The sequence below is a fragment of the Syntrophales bacterium genome, assembly GCA_030655775.1.
Classification (GTDB): domain Bacteria; phylum Desulfobacterota; class Syntrophia; order Syntrophales; family JADFWA01; genus JAUSPI01.
Genome location: JAUSPI010000149.1, coordinates 1 through 11,932, shown reverse-complemented (window position 1 = coordinate 11,932; position 11,932 = coordinate 1). Strand labels below are relative to the sequence as shown.

Here is an 11,932-nt window from a genome sequence, read left to right as displayed (position 1 = left end):
TCTGGCACTACAAATGACGTTTCAGGCTACCTGCAATCGTAAGGTATTGTAATTAAACATATCATGTTTTCTTGCCTGCCAGATTTCGGCAATTTTCAGGGCGCAAATCATGAATTTGGGATAATACATTCCTCCAGGTTTTCTCGTAAGCCAAACCCGAGAAGATGTCAAGCCGCCGGTTGCAGTGCTTACTCCGGTCTCCCAAAAAACTTGCTTGCACCTCAGACACCAAAGGGAATACAAACTCAGAAACATTATACCACGGCCACAAAGCGCTTTCAAAAACAGACTGAAAAGTGGATGGATTTAGCTCATATTCCCCTGCACCCGAAAACATACGAAAAAGTTATGAAGTCTATGAAGTTTGGAAAAAATGCAACGGAGGAGATACAGCATCAAATTGATCATGACGCGAGTGGATATGATAACGATAATTTCCCAGTAATAAGCCTCTGGGCATTTTATAATGTGCTCACCTGGTATATTACTCATCAGGCTGTTTCTCTAAACCACAGGGTAGAGATGGAGACCCGATTGAGAACCGCAATGGTTTACTTTCGGAGGGTACCAAATCAGATGGTGAGATAGGGGCGAAAAGGCTGAAACAATGACTATCTATCTGAGATAATATGCGTCCTTTAGAAAAGGGATCGTCAACGAGAGTCTCTGGCTTTTTCAGCTCAAATACGTTATCTTTCTTTATAGTGTGTTTGATGTTTAAAAATGTTCGGGGGGTCATTCGTATGACACTGGAAGGATACACCGCCTAACATTTCAAACACAGCGTTTGATTATATCTCGTTAAAAAAGACCCAGAGAAAGAGTAAAATGAAAAAATATAATCAAGAAATGCTTGATATAATATATGAAATTAGTAAAGAGAAAAACATAGACATAACAAATGAGGTAGGTCCTGAATACTATTCTTGGTTTTTAGAAATTACCGATGGGACTATGGAAGTTATAATATCTTGTATTCTACGCGACAGAGCAGAGTATATTAATAAAAAGATTTTTTCCAAAGAGTGGGAAAACGACAATGAACTATTTGATTATGTAATGGAGTTCTTAGATATGATCGCTCAAGGTGTTATGGGACTGGGCGAAACTGATGGCAAAATTGTTATCCTTATGCCTATAGGTCCTCCTCCAGATATAGAAACTGAACAAAAAATTGATAAAAAGATACAAGGCTGCAAAACAATTATACGAAAAATACTTGAAGAATCTGTAGGGAATGCGCCAACCTCGCAGAAGAAGGAGTTGACCGAGAAGCAATATCAGGACTTAAAGAACGGGTTGAAACCGATCTACAAGCAGCTCTTGAAAGCGAAATTCTTAGCGAGATTGCAAGTGAAAGGAATCTTACCAACGAACAGTTCGAACAATCAATGAAAGAATGGGACTATCTGGTCTCAAAGACTGTCGCTCCCAAAAAAGAAGAACCCACCGTAGACCTTACCAAATACGAAAAAGGCCCCGAAACACAGATAACCATAGAAGGCAAAGAAGAGCCTATCTTTGTCGATAAAGAACCCACTGAAAAAGCTGAAACCTACCAGCATAGATGTTTACTAATCTCATGGGGCGGGAATATGCAGTTAATTTCTAAGACGTTTGAGGAAGAGGGGAAACCCGAAGCCGCAAAGAAGGAGGCAATAAATTGCATGTAGGAAATCAATATCGTAACTCCGTTGTCTATTTTCAAAGTTAAAATAGTTGCTATTTGCCTTGATCAATACCATCAAGCCAAAGATTTAAGGTTGCTATTTTCTGCCTTAATCATTGTTTAAAAATCCAAAAATGCAGACAGCTTTATCTGCGATTCAGATTTTTCATCCTGTCAATGCCAATTGAAAGTGTGAAGGGGTTGGATTGCACGCTTAACAAAATAAGGCAAAATGTTAAGTAAAAAACGTTCAGAGGGGAAAACTGCCTGAGAAATGCAGGGATCCCAACCTGCTGTTCGTTTAGTAAGGAAAGAAGCAAAAACGGGCATTAGTGGCACCTATGTTCATATATAGTGAGAGGTTTACTTATGACAGAAGACAAAGAAAGATATTGCCTGGATTGCGAATTCAGGAAACACCAGTTCACCAATAAAAACAACTTTTGCGAGACAGGTTACCGGCTAAATCCCGGTTCAAAAAAGGCAACGGAAAACGTTTTTCTAAATGGGGGCGATGCTTGCAGGTTCAATCCCTGGAGACGCAAATTAAGACAGGATCTGTTTGTTAAGCACGGACTTAAAAGGAGCGGATATGCGAACATCCAAACACATTAAGTATATCAGCGTCGAGAAGGCATGGGGCAAAATTGCCGGCCTGGGAATATATGTTGGGTGGGATAGATACCCACGTGTTCTAATTCTGACTATCGGACAATGGGCGATATTTTTGGGGCCGCACAAGTAAATAAAATAAGAGGATAAAATGTACAATAAAAGAGTATCAGCACCAGAGGACAGCAAGGAATGGAAATGTAACTGGCGAAAATGTGCCGGCGGTATGGGTATGGCTGGCAGGGGTTCTTGCTCTTTCAGGGGAGAATGGTGGAACGAGGAATGTCCTTGTTTCATGACTGATAAGGAGTTTGAGGAAAATTGGGAGAAAGAAACTATTAAGAGGAGGGAGCACAGTGAAAATACCAAGGAAGATTGAATTTAAGGGATACGTTAAGGCAATGCAACCGATTGTTCATCTGTCAGGAGAAACATCTGGGCGTGATGACAGGAAGGTTAACAGTATAATTGTGCAGAAATTCATACTTGCCGACGGCACAGAGATTTTTGTACCGAAGGTCAATGCAAATGCTGTCAGGGGGATAATGCGGGACTGTATGGCGAGCGCCTATTGTGCTGACAAAGGTATAGATTTTTCTCATATCGAAACTTTCAACCTGTTCTTTTCAGGTGGCATGAGGTTGGAGCGGGGAAACGGGAAGAAAGTGGAAAACATATTCAATGATCTCGGAATAGAAATAGGAGAAAACTTTGAACTCGCAGTTATAGAAAACCTTGCGCTAAAAGAGCCGCTGGTATCGTTATTGGGAGGCTCGGTTGGTAAGACAATGATTGAATCCCGTATTAACTTCTCCAATCTTATTTCAATGACTCGGGAGACGCGGCCGTTTATCGATATGGCTGTTCTGCGCCATTATCTTACAGGAACAATGGAGGACATAGAAGAAGCCGAGGATTTACCGCTTCCGGGATGTGGAGATATAATCGACAAGATGTTTATTACGAAAAGGGACGATGCCTTGAATCCCAAGAACATAGAGTACTTTACTGATCAGGGTGTTGACGAGATACGGCGATACATTATTGAAATTGCGGATAGTAAAGAACGGGAAAAGAATCGCAGCAAGAACGATAAAAGGGCAAAAAACCAAGATGTGGTGGATAGTGCGGAGGATGAGAGCCTAACAGTGACTAAATCGGTGAAGGACATCCATCAATTTGAGGCTATCGCGGCGGGGACGTGTATGGAAAGCATAATAACGCTCACGGGCGTCACCGATGAACAGCTTGGTATCTTCCTCGCGGGTCTGCGCTTTTTCGCGAATACGCCGTATCTGGGTGGATGGAAATCGAGAGGATGCGGCAGGGTAGAGTTCTCGTATCTGGTGTTCGAGGATGGAGAGGAAAAGGGCAGGGTTGCCCTGGTTGGAAATAAGTATGAGGAAAAGTTATAGTGAAACTCATTAAAATACATTTGCGGAATCAACAAGTCATCCTTGACGACTACACCCACTTGGACGCTCTGGTATCATACGCCAGGGTCATGCAGACCGGGGATATTGAGGACAGGTGGGATATTCCTATTAAGCGGATCTATTTGCCTGACAAGGAAAAGTTCATGTTCGATTGTTCTGTGTGGTTTGGCAAAATACTCGGATTTCAGGATCACATATATACAAAAAATCCGCTTCGCGGTTTTAACAGGCTGTTCTCCCTTGACTCTAAAAAGGATACTGCTTTTAAAAAACAGATTATACCGGGTGGGGGCCGCAGCAGAAACTTTCTGTTTACGCTTCGCTGCACTATGATTAATGAAATTTGTTTCCTGGTCAATACAGATAATTGTGGTGTTGGGGAAATTGTAGATCTGCTTCACGGTCTGGTGGGAATTGGGAAAAAGAAGATCGGCAAGGTAAAGGAGATTACTGCAGGGGATATTGCTGATTCGAGTATTCCTGAACTTTACAGGGTTACCCCCACAGACATCAAGGATAGTAATAGGTTTAAGGTGAAGTACGGATACCGTTCCCCGTACTGGCACATTGACAATCAGGATGAATGTTATATGCCGCCCGTTCCCTTGGAACGTGTAAAATGGCTAAGGGGGTTAAATTCATGAAACCACAGCGTCTTTACCTGAAGTTTAAGACAATAGGGGAAAGCCAGGTTGTTCAAAACTTTTTTTATGACAGGCTGAACGGTTTTATCAATGCTGTCTTAAAAAGAGCAGATCCCGAATACCAAAAGCGATACCATCTCAACGGCAGTAAGTATGGTCAACGTCCTTATCGCCTGTACAGTTACAGTTCGTTTTTCTCACCACAGATGAAAAGACTCCACTCTGTTGAATTTTATCCTCCTGATTCGGATATGGAATGGATCGTATCTACTGCTGATCCGGAATTTTCGAAAAACTTTGTCGAGGGACTGGCAGACGAAATAAAGGAAGGTAACGGTATTATCCAGCTTTCCGATTTCCGGGCAAGGTTGGTAGATATTCAGGAGGTCAATGCCCCGATTCACAACAACAAGTTTGTAACTCTTTCCCCGTTCGTGTTTTCACGGCGGATCAAGCCCGGTAACCATACGCGTTATTGTACAGATGAGAAGGAGATTAATGAACTTCTTCCTGCTCACCTTGCTCGCAAGTGGCATGCTTTGACCGGAGAGAAAATCGAGAATCCTGATATAAGTGTGAGGTTCCGTGACGTAAGACCGGTAAAACGTTATTTTCGGGATAAGGATAGTGGACATACAAATGCCATAATTGCCAATCAGGGACATATAGAGTTTCTGACTGACGATGAACGGATACTGAACCTGATATACTATGCAGGTTTTGGCCTGCGCGGGTCAACAGGTTATGGGTGCCTCGAAGTTATGCCCTTGAGTTAATGCTTTTCGGATATTGTAAATAATATCCGGCAGATAATTAAACTCTGCTATCCAGGAAGAGGCAGGTAGCAATATGAAAAATGGTAGTAATCACAGAATATAGGACTTTAAGAAATCAACACAGCTCTTTGAAAATTCAAAACAATTTCAGAAAATGGGGTTGTAGAGCAGGTTCAGCTATTCATAGGATTGAAACTCTTTATGACGGGTCGATACGATACGGCGCCGATTAGTTGTAGAGCAGGTTCAGCTATTCATAGGATTGAAACGGGAAGTATTGTTTCCGCTCTGAAGTTAACAAGAAAGTTGTAGAGCAAGTTCAGATATTCATAGGATTGAAACAAGCCGCAGGTGCAGGCCTTGCGCGATATGCTGTAGTTGTAGAGCAGGTTCAGCTATTCACAGGATTGAAACCAGGGACAGACAAACAACACATTCCGAGAGGAAACGTTGTAGAGCAGGTTCAGCTATTCATAGGATTGAAACCGGGAGTACCAGTTAGAGATGCGGTCATGGATATCGGTTGTAGAGCAGGTTCAGCTATTCATAGGATTGAAACGAGACGAAAGCCTTCCTGTCCGTATTCATCAAGTGTTGTAGAGCAAGTTCAGCTATTCATAGGATTGAAACACTATACCTTGTAGGTATGGTTTTAGCCGGAAAACAGGTTGTAGAGCAAGTTCAGCTATTCATAGGATTGAAGTTAAAAGAGGAGAAAATTACATGATAAATACCTCAAAGTTCTTTTATGAGAACATCAGAAAATCTGCTTTTCCCGAGTTACAGCTTCCCCCCACCAGGGAACTGAATGCGCCGGTTCGATGTATGTGCTGTGGTTGCCTGACTACAGTGGTAGCAGATAATGATCCGATTAAGGACACCTTTACGGACTATGGGGCGCTTCCGTATTTGGGCGAATCTGCCTATATGTGTCCTTATTGTGCGTTTACCCTCCAAAATAATGTGCGGAAAAAGATCGTAAATTTTATCCTATTTCCTGATGGATCGTATTACAGAATAACAAATTCGCGTGGCGTTAGTACAGGGCTTTTTAGGGATAAGGTGGATACACCTTACTTGTTGTCACTCCTCAACGAGAAGGGACTCCGAAACAACGGAGAAGAACCGAAATACAGACAGGGGAAAAATAAGCATGTCGTTTTTAAGGCAAAGCTTACAACCGATCCGGATTTAATCGTTGCCAATACCCCAGATGGCCCGTTGTTTATTGATCGAAAAAGGATAATCAAACTTGACGATAAGCTGGGTGAGTACCTTGACATGATCGACGGCATAGAAGGGTTGCCAAAGTTTACGGGTAACAGAATATCGCCCCTGGTAAAAATGTGCAGTCCCAAAATACTGCCGTATCTGCCACAGGAATTGACGCTTTTAAGCGATGCAGATCTTATTGGGCTGGCGCTGATAAATGGAAAGGTTATGCCGGGATAGAAAGCGATACAACTATTTATAGGATTAAAACTCGGAGGATACAGATTGCAAGTTTACGATTACCTGGTTTAAGGCAAGTTCAGCTATTCATAGGATTAGAACGCAGGTGGGAACTTCTTCGTGTACGATTCAAGGGCAGAGGTAGATTAACTATTCATAGGATTAAAATATATCTGGAGGTGTTTTTATGGACAAAGTATTTAAAAAAATATGGAAAGACTTTGGGGAGAAGAGGGAAAACCAACTTGAGATTGCAAATATAATAGATGAGACTCTGCATCTGGAAAAGAAATACTCCATTATAACTTCACCTCCGGGTACAGGGAAAACAGTTGGGTATCTTGTGCCTGCGATACGGTATTCTCTTGAGACGGGGACCCCTGTTATCATATCCACCTCTACCAAGAGCCTGCAGGACCAGATCTGTAGTGATATTGACAGGCTTCGTAAACATTTTAAGCCCTGTATAAAAGCAAGTGTCCTGAAAGGGAAGAACAACTATCTTGACCGTGACAGGTTTCTTAGTTTCTTGTCGGAAAATCTCATCAAGGACAAGGTGAACGGGGTTGATATATCAGAATTCTTACAGTGGGTGGAGGCAACGGAAGATGGCGATCTGTCCACTGTTAAAGTTCCCGACACGATCCCTGAAAGCGCTTATACTCACGGCAGTTACTTCTACGAGAGAGCCCTCGGCAAGGCTATGGATGCAAATATAATTATTACCAACCATAGTGTTGTCCTTACATGGGTAAAAATGAATATGTTGGAACGCTCTTATCTGCCCCCGGAACTTATGCAGAATGTCATATTCGATGAAGCTGACCAGCTGGATAAGGCTATCAAGAATGTCTTTTCAGTTTCCGTGGCGATATCCCGTCTCCGCAGACTGTCAGCCATTTTCATGGACGTTGTGGGAAAAGACCAAAAAAAGCATGTAACCGAGATATACAATAAATTCGATTCTTACATGGAGGACATACAGGGGATAAAGAATGGGGATTCATATAGAATTGGGAAAGACGAGAAACGGAAGCGGCAATTTAAAAAGACGCTTACACGAATACAGAGTGATATGGATAACCTGATAGGTATTGTCAAGCGCAGCCGTACAAAAAAGAAAACGACCCGAGCAGTTGTCATGGAAGAGCTTGAAAGAAAACAGAAAAATATATCACTCTTACTGCGAAAGGTAACTGCGGATCCGTGGAATACTGCAATAATGTACAGTTCCGTCTATCGTTATCCCTCATTTGAATATAATGGAAATATTCAGAAGATACAGATAAACAGGCATTTGTGGAGTCAGCTTGCCTCTGCATCATTTATTTCTGCCACTATTTACGAGGCTAAGTTCTTTCTGGACGGGATCGGCTTGCCGCATGAAGAAAAGTTCATTGCCACCCTTGCTGACTGTTACGGGGTAACTGATATTTTAACCAGGCATAAAATAACGGCACTAAAGTCCCCGTTTCCATTCAGAGCCGATGTATTCTATCCTCCTGAAGCATGGCCTGCACCGATAGCCCGAAAAGCCACTTCGGAAAACCACGAATACCATGAAAATCTATGTTCAATGATAGCCGACAGCAGTAAATCGGCACGCAACGTCCTGGTTCTCTTTGGTTCCTATGGCGGGATAAACCAGTTTTTTGAGCATGCTCGCAAAAACGAAGCTATGAGAGAATTGCTGCTCAATGAGTGCAATTTAACAAAAGTCGATAACTCCATGAAGTTCCCTGTAATACTTGACTTGCTCGAAAACGGCAAGAATATACTCCTGGCTACAGGTGATTACTGGATTGGCAAGGATTTTCCCAGGGACAGTATCAACTCTCTCGTTATCGCTAAATTGCCGTTTGCACAGTCGCTCACAGAAAATCAGATGGAATTTCAGAAAGATTTCTTTTCAGCCATACTTCCGGGAGCGGTAACGCAATTTGTCCAGGGATGCGGCAGGTTGATCAGGGGACACGACTACACGGGAACCATATACATTGCAGATAGCCGAATAGTAACGAAAGGCTATGGCTCAAGGTTCAGAAAGTATCTTGAACAGAACTATGAATCATTTTGTACCTACGGGGCCCAAGACGTTCAAGTTGTAACCATGGAAGCACGCAGGGACACAGCATCAGGACAACAGGAAGCAGAAGTTGCAATGATTGCTACATGATTGTTGGAGTATCATTTGCGAACCTGAAGTTCACGTGAGTTTCCCGAGGGTTCGCATTGTGTGGAGGTGTTGAAAACAAAGGGGCTACAGAAGTTGTTCTTTGACAATCAAATATATTATGCACAGGAAAAGGGCGGTTCGCAGAAAGTGGGGGAAAGTCTCTTTAAAATTAGTTACTTGTAAGATGACAGTTGTTTCCCACACTTAACTATTCATAGGATTGAAACCTGAAAAGGTTATCGTTATCGGACACCGATACCCGTTGTTTCCCACACTTAACTATTCATAGGATTGAAACATTCGACAAGCCAGTCTGTGTGTGGCACACGGGTTGTTTCCCACACTTAACTATTCATAGGATTGAAACCCGCCCTTCGTATCGGCAGGATCGAGGCGAATGAAGTTGTTTCCCACACTTAACTATTCATAGGATTGAAACTTCCAGATCATAGGCGCTCTTAACGCCGTCCAAAAAGTTGTTTCCCACACTTAACTATTCATAGGATTGAAATTATGATTACCTTAGCCACTAATTTTGTTCCGTTATTTATGTTGACGGTTATTCTTATGGCAATTCTACGCTTTCTCAGCAAGCATATCATGTTGATGCTTTACAGGCTGGCAGGGTGGAAGGGGGTAATTATTACCGGCTGGATCGGGACCTTTTTTCACGAAATGTCGCATGCGTTAACCGCGGTACTGTTTGGCCACAAGATAACCGCATTCAGGCCCTATGTTTTTGATACGTCAACCGGGGCACTCGGTTATGTCGGGCATAGCTGGAACAGTAGAAGCGTCTATCAACGATCCGGCCTCTTTTTTATTGCTATCTCACCCTGTATATTAGGTACAATAGCGGTCTATTTCCTCGCTGTATATTTGGTTCCAAATGCACACCAAGTGGTCGATTACCTTGCCGGCATCTCGTGGATACCTCAATCTCATATTGCACACTATTTGTGGTCGGTTATCCTTTCTTTCCCCCATTTTCTGGGACAACTTTTTGCCTTGCATAACTTCGTCTCGTTCAAATATTGGGTTTTTCTGTTTATTGCAGGTTCGCTAATTATCCATATGGTACCGTCTACTACTGATCTGCGGAATGCTGTCCAGGGCATGTTCATCCTTTTTCTGCTAATCTTTTGTGTCCTGTTCTGGGCCTGGTTGCTGGGTGTTGACGAGATTGCGGTTTTATATATATATCAATTTGCCGCGCTTCTTAATTTCCTGCTTGCTCTTGCATGTCTGTTTTCCCTTGCCTGTTATCTTTTGTTTGCGGCGATTGCGTTTCTGGAGGAGGTTGGAGTGTCAAGGTGAGGTCTTTGTTGAACAATATTGGCGGAATATTAATTATACTCTTGTTCCTGGCAGTTCTGATCTATCTGCCCAATATAATCAGCAGTGTGACAGATAGGGGCTTGGGGGAAGCGGGGCAAAAGATCAGGTCTTTTTTATCCACGCATGGCAGTCAAATGCAGCCCCGAGGCGTCAAAGGCACATCCAGGAAAGGAGAGGACGCTCAAGAGCAGCAGGAAAATTGCAATAAGGCTGAAAAAGACGGAAGCTTCCCTGATTTCTATGTAGTTCCCCGCTCACTATCAGAAAACAAAGATGGTAAGAAGGAGCCGTTCAGTGGTTTTTATGTTGGTGGTAGAAATTAAGCAATTATTCGTTATTCCCTTGACTTTTCATTAAAAGTGTAGTATAGGAAATGTTAAAAGTGAGAGGGTTAATCGCGATGGACGAAATAAAGGCAAGATCATTAGTTAAAAAATTAATAAAGGCCGCATGGGAGGCAGGTAGATATTCCACAAATCCCAACAGCTTGATTTTAAAAGATTCTCAAAAAAAGGCAGAGGGGATAGGTGATGAAATAATTCGTCATCTAACAAATTCTGACGATGACTAATACCGAAAAGAATAGCGAAAACCTCTTAAAGACCAGCCTTCAGGGGGAAATCAAGTCAATTACTTATTCCGATACCACTACAGGCTGGACGGCAGCCAGGGCTAACATACAGGGGGAGAAACAGCTCGTCGTCATTGTCGGCGCCATCCTCCAGCCTAAAGTCGGAGACATTCTTGACCTGGAAGGCGAGTGGGTCAATCATCCGAAATACGGCAAGCAGTTTAAGTTCGATGCTTATGTGCCCGTGTATCCAAACACTATAAACGGTATTACCGCCTATCTGGGTTCAGGACTCATCAAGGGGATCGGCCCTGAGTTGGCAAAGCGGATAGTGAAAATGTTCGGGAATGGCACGTTTGAGGTCATCGAGAACAGACCCGATCTCCTGAGAAAGGTTTCAGGAATAGCAGAAAAGCGCATAGACATAATCTCCAAAGCCTTTAAAGACCAAAAAGAGATACGGAACGTAATGGTGTTTCTGAAAGGCCATGGTATATCAACAGGGTATGCCACAAAGATATACAAAAGATACGGTAACGATTCAATAAAACTTCTCTCGGAAAACCCCTACAGGCTTTGTGAAGACATTTTTGGAATTGGATTTCTGACAGCGGATAAAATCGCAGAACGGATGGGCTTTAGTGGCGATCACCCCTTGAGGGTTAAATCCGGGGTGCTGTATGTTATGTCTCAACTTGGTAAAAACGGTCATGTTTATTGCCCTTTTAATGAACTTGTCGACAAGGCGGATGAGTTTCTCGGTGTGAGTACGGATATCGTAAGAAATGCAATCATAACCCTGGCCAGGGAAAAACATATAGTGGTGGAACGTGATGAGAGTAATTCCGGCGCTAATCCTGTATATGAGAAAATGCTGCACATTTGCGAGTGCGGAACAGCGGAAAGGCTTCGGAAACTGGCGGCAGGAAGTAACGGCCTTTGCTTGAATAAGATAGACTTACGGAAAGTGGTAGCTGAAGTCGAGCAAGACAAGAAGATAAAACTGGCGCCGGAGCAGCGTGAAGCCGTGCAGACAGCCTGTGAGTCAAAAGTCATGGTTATCACAGGATCTCCTGGAACAGGAAAGACTACCATTATCGAGTCAATCGCCGGGATCTACAACAGGAAGAAGTGTAAGGTCATCATGTGTGCCCCCACAGGCAGGGCAGCGAAGCGTATGACCGAAGCAACAGGGTTCAGATCATCCACGATTCACCGTCTGCTTGAATATACCCGTGGAGGAATTTTTCAAAGGGAC

At 43.0% G+C, this 11,932-nt stretch carries 14 protein-coding genes and 2 CRISPR repeat arrays; all 14 genes read left to right on the top strand.

Annotation, left to right across the window (positions count from 1 at the left end):
* The first annotated feature begins 348 nt into the window (after window positions 1-348).
* Complete coding sequence (locus tag Q7J27_07910; protein MDO9529068.1) at window positions 349-588, top strand: hypothetical protein; 240 nt, start codon at window positions 349-351, stop codon at window positions 586-588.
* A 240-nt stretch (window positions 589-828) separates the two neighbouring features.
* A complete protein-coding gene (locus Q7J27_07905; GenBank protein ID MDO9529067.1) occupies window positions 829-1,395 on the top strand; it encodes a hypothetical protein in 567 nt (188 codons plus the stop codon).
* Window positions 1,392-1,673 (top strand): hypothetical protein, encoded by a 282-nt coding sequence (locus Q7J27_07900; GenBank protein MDO9529066.1) that lies wholly within the window; start codon window positions 1,392-1,394, stop codon window positions 1,671-1,673. The genes Q7J27_07905 and Q7J27_07900 overlap by 4 nt, the downstream gene beginning before the upstream one ends.
* A 588-nt stretch (window positions 1,674-2,261) precedes the next feature.
* On the top strand, window positions 2,262-2,414 hold the full coding sequence (locus Q7J27_07895; GenBank protein ID MDO9529065.1) for a hypothetical protein: 153 nt from the start codon (window positions 2,262-2,264) through the stop codon (window positions 2,412-2,414).
* A gap of 18 nt (window positions 2,415-2,432) precedes the next feature.
* Window positions 2,433-2,660, top strand: a complete 228-nt coding sequence (locus Q7J27_07890) for a hypothetical protein (protein MDO9529064.1) — start codon at window positions 2,433-2,435, stop codon at window positions 2,658-2,660.
* Window positions 2,638-3,696, top strand: coding sequence for a hypothetical protein (locus Q7J27_07885; GenBank protein MDO9529063.1), 1,059 nt, complete (start codon window positions 2,638-2,640; stop codon window positions 3,694-3,696). Before Q7J27_07890 ends, Q7J27_07885 begins: the two co-directional genes overlap by 23 nt.
* Entirely contained in the window at window positions 3,696-4,361 is a 666-nt protein-coding gene (locus Q7J27_07880; GenBank protein ID MDO9529062.1) for a hypothetical protein, read from the top strand. Before Q7J27_07885 ends, Q7J27_07880 begins: the two co-directional genes overlap by 1 nt.
* Window positions 4,358-5,137 carry a CRISPR-associated endoribonuclease Cas6 gene (gene cas6 / locus Q7J27_07875; GenBank protein ID MDO9529061.1) on the top strand — a complete coding sequence of 260 codons (780 nt, stop codon included), beginning with the start codon at window positions 4,358-4,360 and terminating at the stop codon, window positions 5,135-5,137. Before Q7J27_07880 ends, cas6 begins: the two co-directional genes overlap by 4 nt.
* A 159-nt stretch (window positions 5,138-5,296) precedes the next feature.
* Window positions 5,297-5,841: a CRISPR direct-repeat array (repeat unit 25 nt; unit sequence GTTCAGCTATTCATAGGATTGAAAC).
* Between the two features lie 19 nt (window positions 5,842-5,860).
* Complete coding sequence (locus Q7J27_07870) at window positions 5,861-6,589, top strand: hypothetical protein (GenBank protein ID MDO9529060.1); 729 nt, start codon at window positions 5,861-5,863, stop codon at window positions 6,587-6,589.
* 187 nt (window positions 6,590-6,776) lie between these two features.
* Window positions 6,777-8,765 carry an ATP-dependent DNA helicase gene (locus Q7J27_07865; GenBank protein ID MDO9529059.1) on the top strand — a complete coding sequence of 663 codons (1,989 nt, stop codon included), beginning with the start codon at window positions 6,777-6,779 and terminating at the stop codon, window positions 8,763-8,765.
* A gap of 190 nt (window positions 8,766-8,955) precedes the next feature.
* Window positions 8,956-9,277: a CRISPR direct-repeat array (repeat unit 37 nt; unit sequence GTTGTTTCCCACACTTAACTATTCATAGGATTGAAAC).
* 1 nt (window position 9,278) lies between these two features.
* The gene (locus Q7J27_07860; GenBank protein MDO9529058.1) at window positions 9,279-10,082 is read left to right on the top strand and encodes a hypothetical protein; all 804 of its coding nucleotides are present in this window, start codon (window positions 9,279-9,281) and stop codon (window positions 10,080-10,082) included.
* A complete protein-coding gene (locus tag Q7J27_07855) occupies window positions 10,079-10,426 on the top strand; it encodes a hypothetical protein (protein ID MDO9529057.1) in 348 nt (115 codons plus the stop codon). Before Q7J27_07860 ends, Q7J27_07855 begins: the two co-directional genes overlap by 4 nt.
* Before the next feature lie 77 nt (window positions 10,427-10,503).
* Window positions 10,504-10,674, top strand: a complete 171-nt coding sequence (locus Q7J27_07850) for a hypothetical protein (protein MDO9529056.1) — start codon at window positions 10,504-10,506, stop codon at window positions 10,672-10,674.
* Window positions 10,667-11,932, top strand: a 1,266-nt coding sequence (locus Q7J27_07845) for a helix-hairpin-helix domain-containing protein (GenBank protein ID MDO9529055.1), incomplete at its 3' end; no start/stop codon positions are given. The genes Q7J27_07850 and Q7J27_07845, both read left to right, overlap by 8 nt.